This window comes from Nocardia sp. NPDC056100 (assembly GCF_042266325.1).
Taxonomy (GTDB): Bacteria; Actinomycetota; Actinomycetes; order Mycobacteriales; family Mycobacteriaceae; genus Nocardia.
On the sequence record NZ_JBHJVY010000003.1, the window covers coordinates 1,781,656 to 1,799,948 of the forward strand.

The window sequence follows — 18,293 nt, forward strand, 5'->3', positions numbered from 1 at the left end:
CTGGATTACCGGACGACATCATGCGCGGCCGGGACGTGGTGGACGCGTGGCTCGCCGAGCACGCCGACGACCTGGTGTCCTGGCGACGGCACATCCACGCCAATCCGGAGCTCTCCCGTACCGAGTTCGGCACCACCGAATTCATCGAATCCTGGCTGGTGAAGGCCGGTCTGGAACCGCGCAAACTACCCGGCGGCACCGGACTGATCTGCGATATCGGCCCGGACACCCCGCGCATCGGATTGCGCGCGGATATGGACGCCCTGCCACTGCAGGAGTACACGGGCCTGCCGTTCGCCTCCACGGTTCCCGGTGTGTCGCACGCCTGCGGGCATGACGCGCACACCACGATCCTGCTCGGCACCGCGCTCGCGCTCGCCGAGGTTCCGGACCTGCCGGTCGGTGTGCGGCTGGTGTTCCAGCCCGCCGAGGAGGTCATGCCCGGCGGCGCCATCGATATGGTCGCCGCGGGCGCCATGGAGGACGTGTCGCGCATGTTCGCGCTGCACTGCGATCCGCGCCTGGAGGTCGGCCGCGTCGGAATTCGGGTGGGGGCCATCACCTCCGCCGCGGACACCGTCGAACTGGTGCTGGACTCGCCCGGCGGGCACACCTCGCGTCCGCATCTCACCAGCGATCTGGTGTACGCCATCGGCACCGTCATCACCGGTCTGCCCGGACTGCTGAGCCGTCGCATCGATCCGCGCACCAGCACCGTCATGGTGTGGGGTGCGGTGTCGGCGGGCAAGGCGCCCAACGCGATTCCGCAGACCGGCATGCTCACCGGCACCGTCCGCACCGGCGATCACGCCACCTGGTCGCTGCTCGAGCCCATGGTGCGCGAGATCGTCGAGGGTTTGCTCGCGCCGACCGGCGTGCGCTGGCAACTCAACTACAAGCGCGGCGTGCCGCCGGTCGTGAATGACGAACTGGCCGTGCGCATGTTCGAGGACGCCATCCGCGAGGTCGGTCCGGACGCGCTGGCCGATACCCAGCAGTCCGGCGGCGGTGAGGACTTCTCCTGGTACCTGGAAGAGGTTCCGGGCGCGATGGCGCGTCTGGGCGTGTGGTCCGGTCAGGGCGAACAGCTCGACCTGCACCAGCCCACCTTCGATATCGACGAGCGCGCGCTCGAGGTCGGTGTCCGAGTCATGACGAATATCGTCCTGAACGGCTACTGACCGGCGGTTACCGCCAAAACCCAAGCGTCGGGCCGCCCCGGGGGGGGGGGGCCCGGGGGGGATGTCGGGCGGGGTCCTCATCCCCGGCGCAAGCAAGCCGGGGGGACGCGGGGGGGCCCGGCCGGGGCGCGCATGGCGGGGATGACATGGCGGAGGGCCCGCACATGATGTGCGGGCCCTCCGGGAATGGTCGGGTGGGGCGGCGGCTCAGAGGCCGAAGGTGCCCGGGCCTACGTTCTTGCTGTTGCGGGTGCGTAGGGCGTGCACGTATTCGCTTGGGGCGCCGGCTTTTTCGGCCCCTTCGGCGATGACGCCGATGTAGCGGGCCGAGGGTAGGCCACCCTCGTAGGCGTCCAGCACGTAGAGCCAGGCCAGGACGGGCTGGGTGGCGGCGCCCTGGTTCAGGGTGACGCGGAGGCGGATCTTCTTGTGAATGCCGAAGTCCGAGCCCTCCCAGCGGTCCAGGCTCGCTTCGTCCTCACCCGGGACGTCGTAGAGGACGACGAAAACCCGGGATCCGGGCTCCTCGACCACGGTCGCGAGCGGTCCCTCCCAGCCGATGTCGTCCCCGGCGAAGGTCAGGCGCCAACCCTCCAGCCAGCCGGTTCCGTACACGGGGGAGTGCGGACAGCGCTTGAGCATCTGCTCGGGATCCATGTTGGATCCGTAGGCGGCGTAAATCGGCACCGTTAGAGCGTATCGAACAATCCCGAGCAACCGCCCCTGATCCCGATCCTCAGCGGTTCGTGTGCAACCCGACCGGTCACCCCGGAGCAGCCCTTATCTCATTTACGGCACTCGCCAATTGTGACGAAGCTGTCTTCAGACGCGGTCGGAGCTGTGGGGATACCGCCCGTTAGGGTTTTAGTGCGGCGCCGGAGATCCCGGTTGCCCACCAGAAGCGAGGGAAACAATGACCCGCATTGCGATCATCGGAGGCGGACCCGCCGGATACGAAGCGGCGCTGGTGGCCGCACAGCACGGCGCGCCCGTCACGCTGATCGACAGCGACGGGATCGGCGGCGCCTGCGTGCTCTGGGACTGCGTGCCCTCCAAGACCTTCATCGCCTCCACCGGCGTGCGCACCGATCTGCGCCGCGCCCGCGATCTCGGTATCACCGTGCATCCCTCGCAGGCGCAGGTGCGCCTGGCCGAGGTGAACTCGCGTGTGAAGGCCCTCGCGCAGGCGCAGTCCGCCGATATCAAGGTGAAGTTGCAGACCGCCGGGGTGACGGTGCTGTCCGGTTACGGCGAACTCATCGATCAGGCCCCCGGTCTGGCCACGCACCTGGTGAAGGCGACCCTCGCCGATGGTCAGCAGCAGGTGATCGAGGCCGAGGTGGTGCTCATCGCCACCGGTGCGAGCCCGCGCGTGCTCGAGGGCGCGGAGCCCGACGGTGAGCGAATCCTGAACTGGCGTCAGCTCTATGACTTGAAGGAGCTGCCCGAAACCCTGGTGGTGGTCGGTTCCGGTGTCACCGGTGCGGAATTCGTCTCGGCGTACACCGAGATGGGTGTGAAGGTGAAGCTGGTCTCCAGCCGCGACCGCGTACTGCCCGGTGAGGACGCCGACGCCGCGCTGGTGCTGGAGGACGCGCTCGCCGAACGCGGTGTGGAACTGGTCAAGCACGCCCGCGCCGATGCGGTGGAGCGCACCGCCGACGGCATCGTGGTGAAGCTGTCCGACGGTCGCACCGTGACCGGTTCGCACGCGCTCATGACGGTCGGCTCCATCCCCAATACCCAGAACCTGGGTCTGGCCCGGCTGGGCATCGAACTCGACAAGGGCGGTTACCTTCGCGTCGACCGGGTCTCGCGCACCACCGCCACCGGTGTCTACGCGGCGGGCGACTGCACCGGACTGCTGCCTTTGGCCTCTGTGGCGGCCATGCAGGGCCGAATCGCCATGTATCACGCACTGGGTGAGGGTGTGCAGCCGATTCGCCTGAAAACCGTTGCCTCGGCGGTGTTCACGCGTCCGGAGATCGCGACCGTCGGTGTCAGCCAGACCGCGATCGACAATGGCGAGGTGCCCGCGCGCACGGTCATGCTGCCGTTGAACACCAATCCGCGGGCCAAGATGTCGGGCCTGCGACGGGGTTTCGTGAAGATCTTCTGCCGTCCCGCCACCGGCGTGGTGATCGGCGGTGTCGTGGTCGCGCCGATCGCCTCGGAGCTGATTCTGCCTATCGCCCTTGCGGTGCAGAACAATCTGACGGTGAACGATCTCGCGCAGACGTTCTCGGTGTACCCGTCGCTGACCGGTTCGGTCACCGAGGCCGCGCGTCAGCTGATGCGGCACGACGACCTGGACTGACGGGTTAACTTCCGGTGTAATGACACTCGCCGCCTTGCCTGGAATACGCTGGTGTGATTCACTTCGCGACGGGAAGCGATCGGCAGGGCGGTCGCGAGAACGCCGGGGGGTCAACCCTTTCCGAGGCGGCCGCTGTGCAGCTCGTACTCGCCCCGCTTGCTCGATCGCGGCGATGAGGTACGAACGAATAGGGCGAAAAGTGAAGCACCGCAAGCCGAATCGGATAAAGGCCAGTACCTCCCTGTCGCTGGCCGGCGCGGTCGCCGTGGTCAGCCTGCTGGGCGCACCCGCGAACGCGGCCCCCAATGACCCGGGCGCGGTCCCGGCGCAGCCCGGCCAGCAGCCGGGCGATACCCAGCAGCCGCCGACCACCGATCCCACCCCTGAAAACCCGCAGGCCGCAGTCGTTCCCGCGCCCAAGCCGGAGAATGTGCAGCCGGGCACCACCAAACCGCAGCAGAGCCAGCCGGGTGTCACCACGCCGGGCTCGCCCAAGCCCGACACCACCCAGCCCGGCACCACGGTGCCCTCGGGTGAGACCCCCAAGGCCGATGACACCACCCCGGCCCAGCCCGCCGGTGTGGCACCGCAGGCGAATCCGAAGGATTCCAAGCCGACCCAGCCCGGTGTGACCGTGCCGCGCGTCGCACCGCTGCCGGTGCCCGGTCAGACCGCGCCCGCCATCCCTGTGCAGAACCCGCCCGCGGGCACCCAGACCAAGCCCGATACCCAGGCGACCAATCCGGGTACGGTGCAGCCCGCCGTCACCACCGATCAGGATCAGCCGGACACCACGCTGAACACCCTGACCGGTGAGCAGACCAAGCCGAAGCCGCAGTGGCAGGCCCCGGCCGTGGAGACCGCCCCCGCGGCTCCCGTGGTCGCCATGCAGGGTCCGCACACCGAGATCGGCGCGAATATCGACGGCGGCGCGGCGCTGCCCGGTTTCGCCGCGAACACGCACCACTTCAGCAACCTGGACGGTTACGTCGGCACCATCGGCTACACCACCCCGGGCGGCACCGGTGAGGCCGGTATGTCGCTGGACTTCACCCAGGTCAATCAGATCAAGGTGACGGCCTTCGCGAGCGCCGGTCCGGGCGATGATCGCAAGCTGGAGTTCGTGCTCGATTCCACCGTGGCCAATCAGGCCAAGGCGGACACCGAGAATTTCATTCGCCTGCTCCCCGGTGGCGGCACCATCCTGGACGCGGCCGCTCAGATTGGTAAGCTCCCGCAGGGCGATATCCCCGGGCAGACCACCGACCTCGGCGGCGTGACCACGCAGGTGGGCGGTTCGGTCCAGTACTGAGAACTGCGGGCGCCCGGGAGGCGCCCGGCAAGCACTGAGTTGTCGCGTGGGGCGGTCGTGAGACCGCCCCACGCGTGTGTGGCGAAAGGACGTGTGATGGATTCCGGCAAGGACACCTCGGCCGACCGCCCCGCATCGGGTGCCGGCGCCGGAGCGCCGGATCCGGGGACCGAGCACGACGCGCTCACCGAAGCGCACCGGCGGCCCCCCGCGGAGCAGCCGGATGACGATTCCGGGTTCGGGCCGCCGGTGTCGGAGTTCGGGCCGTCGCTCAATGACTTCGGACCGCCGATCTCCGTATTCGGTTCCGCCGGTGAGGGTTTCGGCGCGCCGAGTGCCGACTTCGGGGCACCGGCGGCGGATTTCGGTGCGGGTGAATTCGGCCCGCCGACGGGTGAGTACCCGGTGGTGCCCGAGGCGTCCGCGTCCGGATGGACGCCCGCACCGGCACCGGCCAGTCCCGAATTGGCCTGGCGGCCCGCCGATGACGGCGCGGTGACGCCGGGCGTCGCACCGGAGTACCTCGCGCCGGATTCCGGTACGCCCTATTCGGGTGACCCGAATGCGTTGTACGGCAACGATTTCGACGGCTCCGAGCAGACGGTGCGGCATGCGACCACGCCCGAGCCGCCCAAGCGTTCCTCGGGCTGGGCCACCGGCGGCGGTATCAAGACCTCGCAGATCGGCCGGGAATCGGCCTGGCTGCGCTCCGCCGAGAACGGTATGCCGCCCGCGGACTCCGCTGCGCCGCAGCAGGAATCGCTGTCCTGGGCGGACGATCCGCTCACCAAGATGCTGATGCCGAAGAAGGCCGAGCCCGGTAAGGGCGGGGCCAAGAAGGAATCGCTGTCCTGGGGCGATGACGAGATCGCCAAGCGGCTCGCGCCGAAAGCCGCCGCGCCGCAACGCAAGTCGAAGAAGCCGTGGATGCCGATCGCGGTCGGCGCGGGCGCGGTGGTGCTGATCGCCGTGGTCGCGCTGGTGGTGGTGTCGCTGACCGGCGGCGAGGACAAGGCCCCGGAACCGGAGGCGGTATTCGGTCCCGGCGGCACTGTCACCACCGCCGCGCCGACCTCGGTGGCCGCGCTGAGCTGCCCCGCCAAGCGCGAGGGACCGCTGACGATCGGGAACGGCGCCGGTGGCACCGATACCGGTGCGAACGCCATTCTGGGTTTCCAGCACGCGTTCTACGCCGATCGGGACGGCAACAAGGCGCGATCCTTCGTCGCCCCGGACGCGTTGAACGTCTCGCCCGCCGACACCATCCAGAAGGCCATCAACGATGTGATCCCCAAGGGCACCAGCTACTGCCTGCGCATCACCGATGTCAGCACCGAGGACGGTATCCGGGACGGCAACAACGCCTATGACGCCGATCTCACCGAACATCGCACCGACGGGACCACGACGGTCTATCGCCAGCGCATCGGCACGGTGACCCGGGACGGCAAGCACCTCATCTTCGCCATCGACGAGCGCTGATCGCTCGGGGACGCCGGAGTCGCATCTCACAATGCGGGATCGGAATTTCATATTCTGGTAGCGCTGTGAAACAGTGGGTTTTGGCGTACCCCGGCGTTCCCTCGGAGGTGTTTCATGTCCGCGATCACTCCACCGCTGTCCCGGCGGCTCGATGGCCTGCAGAGTTCCGCGATTCGCGATCTGCTCAAGCTCACCGCGCGTGCCGAGATCATCAGCCTGGCAGGTGGATTGCCCGATGCGCAGCTCATGCCCCGGGACCGGATCGCGGTAGCCGCCGACGCCGCGCTGAGTGATCGCTCGGTACTCCAGTACACCGAATCACCGGGCTGGGGTCCACTGCGCGAGGTGCTCGCCGCCCGCGAGTCCACCCGCATGGGCCGCACTATCCCGGTCGACGAGGTGTTCGTCACGCACGGCTCCCAGCAGGCGCTGTCCCTGCTCGCCGAGGTGCTGCTCGATCCCGGCGCACTGGTCGTGGTCGAGGATCCCGCGTATGTCGGTGCGCTGCAGGTCTTCCGGGCCGCCGGAGCCCGCATCGTCGCCGTCCCGCTGGATGCCGAGGGTATGCGCGTGGATGTGCTGCGCGAACTCCTCGCGCAGGGTGAGCGCCCGGCCTTCGTGCACACCGTCAGCAACTTCCACAATCCGGGCGGCGTCACCATGAGCCCGCAGCGCCGCCTGGAATTGGCGGAACTGGCGACGGCGCACGGCTTCTGGGTCATCGAGGACGATCCGTACGGTGAGCTCTGGTTCGACCGCCCGTCCCCGGCTCCCGTGGCGACCTACTCGCCCAACGTGATTCGCCTGTCCAGCGCCTCCAAGATCCTGGCCCCCTCGCTGCGGGTCGGCTGGATGGTCGCTCCCACGCAGGTGTGCCGCGCGGTGGAACTGCTGAAGCAGGGTGCGGACCTGTGCGGTTCCGCGCTCACCCAGCAGATCGCCACCACCCTGCTCTCGGACACCGATTGGCTTGCCGCCCATGTGGATTCGGTCCGCCAGGTGTACGGCGAACGCGCCCGCGCCCTGGTGAACGCGGTCCGCTCGGCCTTCGGCGACCGCATCGTCACCACCGACGCGGCGGGCGGCATGTTCGTCTGGGCCGACTTCCGGGACGGCACCGACACCGCCGCCCTGCTGCCCCGCGCCCTGGACGCGGGCGTCGCCTACGTCCCCGGCGCGGCCTTCGCCGTCTCCACCGACTACACCCACTCCATGCGCCTGTGCTTCACCACCTCGGACACGACGGTGCTGGAGGACGCGGTCGCGCGCCTGGCCAAGGCGCACGCCGCGCAGTAGACGACGGGTAGCGCCGGGAGCGTGCTCGAGCGCCCGGCGAACCCGCGGCTACGCCCAGTTGTAGGTGCGCTCGACCGCCTTGTTCCATTCATGAACGAGGTGGTCGCGGTCGGCGTCAGCCATGGTGGGATTCCAGCGCTTGTCCTCGGCCCAGTTGGCGCGGATCTCATCGGTGGAGGACCAGTAGTCGACGGCGAGTCCGGCCGCGTAGGCCGCCCCCAGGGCGGTGGTCTCGGTGACCACCGGGCGCACCACGGTGGCCTCGAGGATGTCGGACTGGAACTGCATGAGCAGTTCGTTGACGACCATGCCGCCGTCCACCTTGAGCGTCACCTTCTCCACGTCCAGATGCTGCGCCGCCGCATCGGCGCGCATGGCCTCGATGACCTCGCGGGACTGGAATGCGGTGGCCTCCAACACCGCTCGCGCGATATGGCCGCGATTGACGAACCGCGTGAGACCGGCGAACACACCGCGCGCGTCCGGCCGCCAGCGCGGTGCGAACAGGCCGGAGAACGCGGGCACGATGTAGCAGCCGCCATTGTCGGCGACGGTGCGGGCCAGCGGTTCGATCTCATCGGCGCTGGAGATCATGCCCAGGTTGTCGCGCAACCACTGCACCAGTGATCCGGTGACGGCGATGGAACCCTCGAGCGCGTACACGGCGGGCTGATCGGCGAGCCGGTAGCAGACGGTGGTGAGCAGTCCGTGCTCACTGAAAACCGGTGTCTCGCCGGTGTTCATGAGCATGAAATTGCCGGTGCCGTAGGTGTTCTTGGTGTCACCGGGCGACAGGCACGCCTGCCCGAAGGTGGCGGCCTGCTGATCGCCGAGAATGCCCGCGATCGGGGTGCCCGCCAGCGCGGTGCTGGTGATCTCGCCGTACACCTCCGAGGAGCTGCGAATGGTCGGCAGCATGGCCATCGGAATGCCGAAGTCGGCGCAGATGCCCGAATCCCATTGCAGCGTGCGCAGATCCATCAGCATGGTGCGCGATGCGTTGGTGACGTCGGTGATGTGCTGGCCGGTGAGATTCCACAGAATCCAGCTGTCGATGGTGCCGAAGCAGAGTTCCCCGGCCTCGGCGCGCTGCCGGGCCCCGGGCACCCGATCCAGGATCCAGCGCACCTTGGGTCCGGCGAAGTAGGTGGACAGCGGCAGTCCGGTGCGGTCGGCGTAGCGATTCGCGCCCTCGGAACCGGCGAGTTCGACGGTCAGATCGGCGGTGCGGGTGTCCTGCCAGACGATGGCGTTGTGGATCGGCTTACCGGTGGCGCGCTCCCACACCACGGTGGTCTCGCGCTGATTGGTGACGCCCGCGGCGGCGATATCGCCCGCCCCGATGCCGACGTTCTCCAGCGCCTCGGCGATGACGAGTTCGGTATTGCGCCAAATGGGTTCGGCATCGTGCTCGACCCAGCCGGGTTGCGGGAATATCTGCTCGTGCTCGCGTTGCGCGACCCCCACGATGAGGCCCTGGTGATCGAACACGATGCACCGGCTGGAGGTCGTACCGGAATCGATGGCAGCCACATATCGACGCATTCGGGACAGGCTACCCGCCGGGTATGCCCGCGCACCGCCATGACGCGCACCCCGTCCGGACACCACGCCGCCGGGTCGTACACCGAACGATTAGTGTGGACTACGGTTGCTTGCGAGTAGCTGAGCGTCGACATCGATACGAACGCCGCGCCGGACATCCGCGGCGAAAGCCGGAGGAGTCGAGCATGACGAAGAACCCGCGATCGCAGTTTCTCGGCCCCGAACAGCGCGAAGAGGCTTGGGCGCGCTTGGGTAAGGACAACTTCGATGTGGTGGTGATCGGCGGCGGCGTGGTCGGCGCCGGTATCGCACTCGATGCCGCGACCCGTGGCCTGGAGGTTGCTCTGGTGGAGGCCCGCGATCTCGCCTCGGGCACCTCCAGTCGCTCCTCGAAGATGTTCCACGGCGGTCTGCGCTATCTGGAGATGATGGAATTCGGGCTGGTGCGCGAGGCGCTGCACGAGCGTGAACTCTCGCTGTCCAAGCTCGCGCCGCATCTGGTGAAGCCGCTGCGCTTTCTGTACCCGCTCACCCACTACGGCTGGGAGCGGCCCTACGTCGCCGCCGGACTCACCCTGTACGACACCATGGGTGGTGCGAAATCCGTTCCGGGACAGCATCATCTGACCAAGTCGGGGGCGCTGCGACTGGCTCCCGGACTCAAGAACAACGTGCTCACCGGCGGGCTCACCTACTACGACACCGTGGTCGACGACGCCCGGCACACCATGACCCTGGCGCGCACCGCCGCGCACTACGGCGCGGTCATCCGCACCTCCACCCAGGTGGTCGGCTTCCTGCGCGAGGCCGATCGGGTGGTGGGCGTGAAGGTGCAGGACAGTGAGGACGGCCGCCGCACCGAGGTGCGGGGCAGCGTCGTCATCAATGCCACCGGCGTCTGGACCGATGAACTGCAGGCTCTCGCGCATCAGCGCGGACGATTCCATGTGCGAGCGTCCAAGGGTGTGCATATCGTGGTTCCGCGCGATCGCATCGCCAGCGATACCTCGATCATTCTGCGCACCCCCACCTCGGTGCTGTTCGTGATCATGTGGGGCACCGATCACTGGCTGATCGGCACCACGGACACCGATTGGAATCTCGACCTCGCGCATCCCGCCGCGACCAAGAACGACATCGACTATCTGCTCGAACACGTGAATTCGGTGCTGGTCACCCCGCTCACGCACGCCGATATCACCGGCGTGTACGCGGGCCTGCGCCCACTGCTCGCGGGGGAGAGCGATCAGACCTCCAAGCTCTCGCGCGAGCATGCCGTCGCCCGCATCGCCCCCGGTCTGGTGGCCATCGCGGGCGGTAAGTACACCACCTACCGCGTCATGGCCTACGACGCGGTCGACGAAGCGGCACAGGACATTCCGCGCCGCGTGCCGCCGACCATCACCGACAAGGTCCCACTGCTCGGCGCGGACGGCTATCACGCGCTGCTGAACCAGACGCCGCACCTGGCCGAGAAGTACGGCATCCACCCGTACCGAATCCAGCACCTGCTCAACAGGTACGGTTCGCTCATCGACGAGGTGCTCGGCCTGGCCGACGGCAAACCCGAACTGCTGCAACCGATCGAGGCGTCCCCCGGCTACCTCCAGGTCGAAGCCGTCTACGCCGCGGCCGCCGAAGCCGCCCTGCACCTGGAGGACATCCTCGCCCGCCGCACCCGCATCTCCATTGAATACGCGCATCGCGGCGTCGACTGCGCCGAACAGGTGGCCCGCCTGGTGGCACCGGTGCTCGGCTGGGACGAAGCCGAGATCACCCGCGAGATAGCGACTTACGTGGCTCGCGTACAAGCCGAGATCGAATCCCAGACCCAGCCCGATGACGCCTCGGCCGACGCCCTGCGCGTGGCCGCCCCGGAGCCCCGCCCGCAGATTCTGGAGCCGGTTCCCGTCGAAAAGTAGTGCGCTGAAAGGGATCCGACGGCGGCCGCCCGATGGTGCGTCGCCGTCGGGTTCGTCGAGCTCGGTATCGGCGTGGGATACCGGTGATCAGCGGTAGCTGCGCGAAGTAGCGGTTCGCGTGATCCCGCGGTTTACGGCCCGGGCGGCTGGGGCTGGCAGCGCGGGCAGAAGTAGATTCCTCTGTCCGCGCGGGCCAGGGCCGGATCATCGGCGAGCAGGTGCACGACCAGGTTGGTGCCGCAGCGGCGGCAGGGGCGGCGCTGGCGGCCGTAAGCAAGTGCGCGCCACGGGGGTTGGTGGGCGGCGCGGGTGAGGACCCGATGCGCCTCGTCCACGAGGGCGGGGAGATCCTCGACCGCTGCCACCGGGGTGGCGGGGTGCACGCGGCGCAGGAAACAGATGTCGCTGCGGTAGATGTTCCCGATTCCGGCCAGATTCCGCTGATCCAGCAGTGCCAGGCCGATCGGCTGGTCCGGATGCTCCGACAGTCGCCGGACCGCTTCGGCCGCATCCCAATTCGGGCCGAGCAGATCCGGGCCGAGATGATCGGTAGCGGTGTGCTCGGCGGATAGCGGGAGCACCTCCACCAGGCCGAGGGAGAAGCCGACAGCCTCGGCGTCCTCGGTGGCGAGCACCAGGCGGGCGGTGAAACCGGGTTTGGTCCAGCGCTGGCCGGGCGTGAAGACCCGGTAGACGCCTTCCATCTTCAGATGGGTGTGAATGCTCAGCTCTGGGGTGCGCACGAACAGGTGTTTGCCGTAGCTGCCTACGCTCTCCACCGGCTGCCCGCGCAGATCCAGGGTGGCATATCTGGGCACCCGGAAATCACTGCGCGTCAGCACCTTTCCGGCCAGCGCTCTGCGCAGCCGGGCGGCGGTCAGGAATACCGTATCGCCCTCAGGCACAGCCGATCCCGTTCACGGGCGGCTCCGCAACCGGAAACCCTTGGGCGTGGCCGCGAACCCGGCCTGCGTGAGAAACTCCGCGAACGTATTGCCGTGCACCGATTCCCCGTCCACCCGATCGATCACCAGCGAATCCACCCGCCGCTCCCGCACCAGCCCCGCCAGCGCCTCGGCCCCCGCCGCACGCAGGGCCGCATCTTCGGTGAACGTGAGCAGCGTCTTCCCGCCCCGCTCCAAATACAGCGCCAGCTCCCCGTTCACCAGCACCACCAGCGCACCCGCCTTCCGCCCCGGCCGATGACCTGCTCCCTCCACCGCAGACTTCGGCCAAGGTAGCGCCGCCCCATAGGCATTCGCCGGATCGCACGCCGCCAGCACCAGCGCCGTCTCCCGAGCGTTGCCGCCCGGCATTGTCGACGAGCCCGAACCACGTCCGCCTACATCCGACCCGCTGTTCTCGAATGCGCGCGGCCTATCCGTTTCGAACGAACGCAGCCGATCCACCACGTCGGTGGTCGAGAACTGCGCTCCGCCCAGCGAATCCACGAAATAGCCGCGGCGGCACCGTCCCCGATCCTCGAATTCGGTGAGCACCCGGTACATGAGCGCGAACCCGCCCCGAATGCCCTCGCTCTGCACCGACCCGCGCGTCAGCACCCCGTACCGCTCCAGCAGCACATCCGCCGTAGCGTGCGCCCGGATCGTATTGTCGGCCACCCGCTCCGGTAGCAGCGACCATCGCCCGGCCGCACTGGGCGGACTGGTCCGCACCGGAACCCCGGTGCGCGGCAGATACATTCGCCCGCGCGGCGCTCGCCGCGGCGTGCGATGCGCGGTGGTCGTCCGCGCGGTCCCGGCCAGCAGCGCCCGCACCGGCGCGAACGTATCCCCGGCCACATATCCGGCCCACACCAGCTCCCACAGCGCGCCGAGCACCGCCCCCTCATCCTCCAGTCCGCTGGCATCGGCCAACTGCCGGAAGAAATACGCCCCGCCACCGGACATATCCACAACCTGGTAACCGGTTCCCCGCGACGATGATTCGCCCGCCTCGGCTTCGAGCTCGGCCGCGGCGATATCGCCGCTTCCCCTGTTCGCGGACGTGGCGTCGGCTCCGGACTCCGCGTCGGTTCCGGGCGAGACGCCGGCGGACGTCGTCGTCGCCCCGGCCTTGGCGTTGGACCGGGGTGCTTGCCCGTTCGTGCCCGGGCCGCCGATCACCGTGGCGCCCAGGGCCAGCAGCAGGCTGATGTGGGTTTCGGTGAGGTCGAGGTCATCGGGTGGGGGGAGGGTGAGGCCCGCTTGGTCGGCGGGGTGCAGGGCTATCCAGCCGTCCTTGGCGGTGATGGAGCCGTGGCCGGACCAGAGGACTTCGCCGGTGGCCATGAGTTCGTCCAGCATGGCGGGGGAGTAGTCGCGGACGCGGGCGGGCAGGATGAGCGATTCCCAGGCCGAGGCCGGGATCGGTACGCCCGCAAGCTGTTCCACCACGGCCGCGACGCCGTCGACACCGCGCAGTTCACCGGTGCCGATGTGCTGCCAGGACGGCAGGAAGCGGGCCAGGGCGGCGGTGGCGACCGGCTCCACCTCCTTGCGGGCCGCCGCGAGCGAGCGGCGGCGCAGGCGGCGCAGCACTTCGCTGTCACACCATTCGGATCCGGCCGCACCCGGCGTGAATTCGCCTTCCACGACGCGCTTTTCGGCGGCGAGGCGATGTAGTGCGGTGGCCGCGACCGCCGTGCCGAGACCGAAACGGTGCGCGACCTGGGTGAGGGTGAACGGTCCGTGGGTGCGGGCGTAGCGCCCGACCAGATCGCCCAGCGGATCGGCGATCGGTTCGATGAAGGCCGCCGGAACCCCGATGGGCAGCGGCACCCCGAGCGCATCACGCAATCTGGCGGCGTCCTCGACCGCGACCCACCACCGCGAGCCCGCGAAGGAAACCTCCAGGGCGCGATGGCTTTTCACCAGTTCGGCATGCCAGGGCCGGGGATCCTCGAGGCAGCGTTCGGCGGCCTCCTCGGCCGTGATCGGCCCGAGCAGGCGCAGCAGATCGGCCAGCCCCTCCATATCGCGCGCCTGCCGCTCCGGGGTGAGCCGCTGCAATTCCCGCTCGGTCTGTTCGAGCACCTCGGCGTCGAGCAGTTCCCGCAGCTCCACCCGGCCCAGCAGTTCCGCCAGCAGACTGGAATCCAGTGACAGCGCCGCCGCCCGGCGTTCGGCCAGCGGACTGTCGCCCTCGTACATGAACTGCCCGATGTAATCGAACAGCAGCGAATTGGCGAACGGTGACGGCGTGGCCGTCTCCACCTCGACCAGCCGCACTTGCCGTCGCGCCACCCGCCCCAGCAGTTCCCGCAGCGAGGGCAGGTCGTACACGTCCTGTAGACATTCCCGCACCGTCTCCAACAGGATCGGGAACTCCGGGAATTTGCGTGCCACATCAAGTAGTTGGGCCGCCCGCTGCCGCTGCTGCCACAGCGGCGCGCGCTTTCCGGGATCGCGCCGGGGCAGCAGCAGCGCCCGCGCCGCACACTCGCGGAACCTCGACGCGAACAGCGCCGACCCGCCCACCTGCTCGGTCACCAGATCATCGATCTCATCCGGTTCGAACACGAACAATTCCGCGCCCGGCGGATCATCGGTGGTATCCGGCAGCCGCACCACGATCCCGTCATCGGACGGCGTCGGCGCGGCATCCACCCCGAACCGCTCCCGCAATCGCGCCCCCACCGCCAGCGCCCACGGCGCGTGCACCGGCAGCCCGTACGGCGAATGCAATACCACCCGCCAGTCCCCGAGCTCATCGCGGAACCGCTCCACCAGCATGGTCCGATCGGTCGGCAACTGCCCCGTCGCCACCCGCTGCTCCTCCAGCAGCGCAACCAGATTCGCGGTGGCATTGGCATCCAGCCCCGCGGCGGAGGTCACTCGCTCCAACTCGGTCGTAACCGGCCCGGCGGATGCGGATGTGCCCCGCCCGGACCCGTTCTTGCCAGCGGTGTCGGCGGTTACCGCCGTGCCGGATGACTGCTCTACCGCCTTGCCCGCCGTGCGGACGAATTCGCCGAGGGCCGCGCCCAATTCGGCGGGGCGGCCGAGGGAATCGCCGTGCCAGAAGGGGAGTCGGCCGGGGAGACCGAAGGCGGGGGTGACCAGGACGCGGTCGAAGGTGATCTCCTCGATGCGCCAGCTGGTCGCGCCGAGAGCGAAGACGTCGCCGACGCGGGATTCGTAGACCATCTCCTCGTCGAGTTCGCCTACGCGGGAGGCTTTCTCACCGACCATGAAGACCGGGAAGAGGCCGCGATCGGGGATCGCGCCGCCGGAGGTGACGGCGAGGCGCTGTGCGCCCGGGCGGCCGGTGAGGGTGCCCGCATCGCGATCCCAGACGATGCGCGGGCGCAGTTCGGCGAACTCGTCGGAGGGGTAGCGGCCGGACAGCAGATCCAGCACCGAGTCGTAGGCCGAACGGGGCAGGGACGCATAGCTTCCCGTACCGCGCACGGTCTCGAACCACACCTCGGCGTCGAGCGGCTCCAGGGCGCACGCTGCCACCGTCTGCTGGGCGAGGATATCCAGCGGGTGCAGCGGAACCTTGAGTTCCTCGATCTGCCCGGCCGTCATGCGCTGCGATGCCACCGCGCAGTGGATGACATCGGTGCGATGCTTGGGGAAGATCACGCCCCGCGAGATCTCCCCGACCTGGTGCCCGGCGCGCCCGACGCGTTGCAGGCCGCTGGCCACCGAGGGCGGGGCCTCCACCTGCACCACCAATTCGACCGCGCCCATATCGATTCCGAGCTCCAGGCTGCTGGTGGCGACCACGCAGCGCAATCGCCCGCTCTTGAGATCGTCCTCGATGATTGCGCGCTGTTCCTTGCTCACCGACCCGTGATGGGCGCGCGCGAGCAGCGGAGCCGCACCGTGAATCACCTCGGTGGACGCCCCCAGCTGCGCGGGCGGCGCATGCTCGGTATCGACCTCTTCGCCGATCCGCCCCGCGTACTCCTCGTTCAATCGGGCCGTGAGCCGCTCGGCCAGCCGCCGCGAATTCGCGAACACGATCGACGATCGATGTTCGAGCACCAGATCCACGATCGCCTCGTCCACATGCGGCCAGATCGATCCGGGCTGATCCGAATCCTCCGCTCCCGCATCGGGTTCGGTCATATCCGCCACCGGCACCCGCACCGACAGATCGAACGTCTTCGGTGCGGGCGGCTTCACAATGGTGATGGGCGCACTCCCCACCAGGAATCGCCCCACCTCCTCGGGCGGCCGCACCGTGGCCGACAACCCGATCCGCTGCGCCGGGCGTTCGGTCAGAGCATCCAGCCGAGCCAGCGAAAGCGCCAGGTGCGCACCGCGTTTGGACCCCGCGATGGCATGCACCTCATCCACGATCACGGTGTGCACCTCGCTGAGGCTCTCCCGCGCCGCCGAGGTGAGCATCAGGAACAGCGACTCCGGCGTGGTGATGAGAATGTCCGGCGGCGTCCGCAACAGCCCGCGCCGATCCGCCGGACTGGTATCCCCGGACCGCACCCCCACCCGAATCTCGGGCGCGTCCAACCCGAGTCGTTTCGCGGTCTGGGTAACCCCCACCAGCGGGGCCCGCAGATTCCGCTCCACATCCACCGCGAGAGCCTTCAGCGGAGAGATATAGAGCACGGACGTCTTACGCTTCTCGGCGACAGCCTTCGCGCCGCCGTCGGCGCTCACGCCTTTCGCGCTCTTCGCGCTGCTCGTCGCCTTTCGCGCCCGGGTGGTGCGCTTCACATCGGCAGGTTCGACCGCCGCGGTTATCTCCCGAGTCGCCAGCCGATCGATCGCCCACAGGAACGCCGACAGCGTCTTACCCGACCCGGTCGGCGCGATGACGAGCGTGTGTTCCCCCGCCGCGATGGCCTCCCACGCCCCCAACTGCGCGGCCGTCGGCGCCGGGAACGCGCCGTCGAACCACTCCCGGGTAGCTGGTGAGAACCGATCCATCGCCCCAGTCTGCACCCGACCACCGACACCCGGCGCTGATGCGCCGGTCGAACCCGGGATCGTCCGCGTTTCGGATGAGCGGGTGATCGCGCGCATGCGATCAAGATCGACCGGGTGCGGGTCGGGAGCGAAGGACGGGCAATCGGATTACGGCTGCGGAGCCCGCGCGTAGGCTGCGAATCGTGCAGAAGGTGCTCCGGCTCGACCTGGTCAGTCACGGGATGACCGAGGCGATGCGCAAGGCACGATTCCCGGTGGACGAACCCTTGACCGAAGCCGGGCGGCGCGCGGTGTCGGCGTGCGGGCGATTACAGGCGGCGCGGGTGCTGACCGCGCCGGAACGCCGGACCGTGGAGACCGCGGCGCTCATGGGTCTCATCGGTAATGAGGATGATCGATTACGCGATCTCGACGCCGGCGCGTGGCGGGGCGGGGAGCTCATGTCGGTGCCGAAGGAAGATCTGTATCTCTGGCTCACCGATCCCGGCTATCGCGGACACGGCGGTGAATCGGTGGTGGATGTGGTCGAGCGCACGGGGGAGTGGCTGGCCGATATCGCGGTCGAAGGTGAGCCCACCATCGCCATCACGCATCCCTCGGTCATTCGCGCCGCACTCCTGGTGACCCTCGACGCGCCCGCGAAGTCGTTCTGGCGCATAGACGTTCCGCCGGTGAGCGTCACCCGCCTGCACTATCGCGGCGAATGGACCCTGCACTTCCGGCCCTGAGCGGACCGGTCAGCTGGTCAGCGCACCGCCGAGCATCGCCCGCACCGCGTCGGTGATGAGCTGAGCGGACAGCGTCGGATCGATGGCACGCAGAATGCCCAGCCCCAACCCGAGACTCAGCACCGAGGTCGCCGCGTCCTCGGCGGGCAACGGCAGGCTCAGCCCGGTCGAATCGGCGAGGGATTGCAGGCTCGCGGCAATGGTCCCGCGCACCACACCGAGACTCGACACCATGGCGGCCTGCAGCGCCGGATCGTCCCGGGCCACGATGGCGAATTCGAATTCCAGCATGGTCCAGCCGACATCGCCGAGCGTGCGCTCGGCCCAGCCCTGAAACCGCGCGAGCCGTTCCTCGAGCGTGCCCTCGGTGCCCAGCACCTCGGTGACCTCCGCGAATTTGGACTCGTGAATGAGCCCGAGCACCTCCAGGCACAGCGCCGATTTGGTGCGGAAGTTCGAGTACACCGCGCCTTTGGAGTAACCGGCCTCCTCGGCGACGCGTTCCAGGCTGGTCTTGGCGTACCCGTCGGTGAGGAACATGTCGCGTGCCGTCGCGAGCAGGTCGGCGCGGGTGCGGGCCTGGCTCTCGGTGCGGGTCAGTCGTGCCATG

The 18,293-nt window shown here is 68.7% G+C and carries 12 protein-coding genes; 7 read left to right on the forward strand and 5 right to left on the reverse strand.

Annotation, left to right across the window (positions count from 1 at the left end; all coding sequences use genetic code 11):
* Nucleotides 1–20: 20 nt before the first annotated feature.
* Nucleotides 21–1,181 (forward strand): M20 family metallopeptidase, encoded by a 1,161-nt coding sequence (locus ACFC0O_RS29910; RefSeq protein WP_364646527.1) that lies wholly within the window; start codon nt 21–23, stop codon nt 1,179–1,181.
* 207 nt (nt 1,182–1,388) lie between these two features.
* On the opposite strand, the gene ACFC0O_RS29915 is transcribed toward ACFC0O_RS29910, so the two are convergent.
* On the reverse strand, nt 1,389–1,868 hold the full coding sequence (locus tag ACFC0O_RS29915) for a gamma-glutamylcyclotransferase (RefSeq protein WP_364646172.1): 480 nt from the start codon (nt 1,866–1,868) through the stop codon (nt 1,389–1,391).
* Between the two features lie 226 nt (nt 1,869–2,094).
* Between ACFC0O_RS29915 and ACFC0O_RS29920 the strand changes: the two genes are divergently transcribed.
* The 4 genes from ACFC0O_RS29920 (at nt 2,095) to ACFC0O_RS29935 (ending at nt 7,588) form a co-directional block, all read left to right on the forward strand.
* On the forward strand, nt 2,095–3,498 hold the full coding sequence (locus ACFC0O_RS29920; RefSeq protein ID WP_364646174.1) for an NAD(P)H-quinone dehydrogenase: 1,404 nt from the start codon (nt 2,095–2,097) through the stop codon (nt 3,496–3,498).
* 199 nt (nt 3,499–3,697) lie between these two features.
* Complete coding sequence (locus tag ACFC0O_RS29925; protein WP_364646177.1) at nt 3,698–4,810, forward strand: hypothetical protein; 1,113 nt, start codon at nt 3,698–3,700, stop codon at nt 4,808–4,810.
* A gap of 96 nt (nt 4,811–4,906) precedes the next feature.
* Complete coding sequence (locus ACFC0O_RS29930; RefSeq protein ID WP_375963490.1) at nt 4,907–6,292, forward strand: hypothetical protein; 1,386 nt, start codon at nt 4,907–4,909, stop codon at nt 6,290–6,292.
* A gap of 114 nt (nt 6,293–6,406) precedes the next feature.
* Nucleotides 6,407–7,588, forward strand: coding sequence for a PLP-dependent aminotransferase family protein (locus ACFC0O_RS29935; RefSeq protein ID WP_375963492.1), 1,182 nt, complete (start codon nt 6,407–6,409; stop codon nt 7,586–7,588).
* 48 nt (nt 7,589–7,636) lie between these two features.
* Here the strand turns inward: ACFC0O_RS29935 and glpK are convergent, their stop codons facing one another.
* Nucleotides 7,637–9,133: a glycerol kinase GlpK gene (glpK, locus tag ACFC0O_RS29940; RefSeq protein WP_375963495.1), complete on the reverse strand. Its 1,497-nt coding sequence runs from the start codon at nt 9,131–9,133 to the stop codon at nt 7,637–7,639.
* Between the two features lie 185 nt (nt 9,134–9,318).
* On the opposite strand from glpK, the gene glpD reads away from it, so the two are divergent.
* Nucleotides 9,319–11,055: a glycerol-3-phosphate dehydrogenase gene (gene glpD, locus ACFC0O_RS29945; protein ID WP_364646188.1), complete on the forward strand. Its 1,737-nt coding sequence runs from the start codon at nt 9,319–9,321 to the stop codon at nt 11,053–11,055.
* Nucleotides 11,056–11,186: 131 nt separating this feature from the next.
* On the opposite strand, the gene ACFC0O_RS29950 is transcribed toward glpD, so the two are convergent.
* Nucleotides 11,187–11,960, reverse strand: a complete 774-nt coding sequence (locus tag ACFC0O_RS29950) for a DNA-formamidopyrimidine glycosylase family protein (protein WP_375963498.1) — start codon at nt 11,958–11,960, stop codon at nt 11,187–11,189.
* A gap of 12 nt (nt 11,961–11,972) precedes the next feature.
* Entirely contained in the window at nt 11,973–16,955 is a 4,983-nt protein-coding gene (locus ACFC0O_RS29955; protein WP_375963500.1) for an ATP-dependent helicase, read from the reverse strand.
* A gap of 182 nt (nt 16,956–17,137) precedes the next feature.
* On the opposite strand from ACFC0O_RS29955, the gene ACFC0O_RS29960 reads away from it, so the two are divergent.
* On the forward strand, nt 17,138–17,683 hold the full coding sequence (locus ACFC0O_RS29960) for a histidine phosphatase family protein (protein ID WP_375963502.1): 546 nt from the start codon (nt 17,138–17,140) through the stop codon (nt 17,681–17,683).
* A 9-nt stretch (nt 17,684–17,692) separates the two neighbouring features.
* Here the strand turns inward: ACFC0O_RS29960 and ACFC0O_RS29965 are convergent, their stop codons facing one another.
* Nucleotides 17,693–18,292 carry a TetR/AcrR family transcriptional regulator gene (locus ACFC0O_RS29965; protein WP_375963505.1) on the reverse strand — a complete coding sequence of 200 codons (600 nt, stop codon included), beginning with the start codon at nt 18,290–18,292 and terminating at the stop codon, nt 17,693–17,695.
* Nucleotide 18,293 lies beyond the last annotated feature (1 nt).

Excerpts from the sequence above, each read along its gene's own strand:
- ACFC0O_RS29910 (WP_364646527.1), top strand. The coding sequence starts at position 21 with ATGCGCGGCCGGGACGTGGTGGACGCGTGGCTCGCCGAGCACGCCGAC.
- ACFC0O_RS29920 (WP_364646174.1), top strand. The coding sequence starts at position 2,095 with ATGACCCGCATTGCGATCATCGGAGGCGGACCCGCCGGATACGAAGCG.
- ACFC0O_RS29930 (WP_375963490.1), top strand. The coding sequence starts at position 4,907 with ATGGATTCCGGCAAGGACACCTCGGCCGACCGCCCCGCATCGGGTGCC.
- ACFC0O_RS29935 (WP_375963492.1), top strand. The coding sequence starts at position 6,407 with ATGTCCGCGATCACTCCACCGCTGTCCCGGCGGCTCGATGGCCTGCAG.
- glpK (WP_375963495.1), bottom strand. The coding sequence starts at position 9,133 with ATGCGTCGATATGTGGCTGCCATCGATTCCGGTACGACCTCCAGCCGG.
- glpD (WP_364646188.1), top strand. The coding sequence starts at position 9,319 with ATGACGAAGAACCCGCGATCGCAGTTTCTCGGCCCCGAACAGCGCGAA.
- ACFC0O_RS29955 (WP_375963500.1), bottom strand. The coding sequence starts at position 16,955 with ATGGATCGGTTCTCACCAGCTACCCGGGAGTGGTTCGACGGCGCGTTC.
- ACFC0O_RS29965 (WP_375963505.1), bottom strand. The coding sequence starts at position 18,292 with ATGGCACGACTGACCCGCACCGAGAGCCAGGCCCGCACCCGCGCCGAC.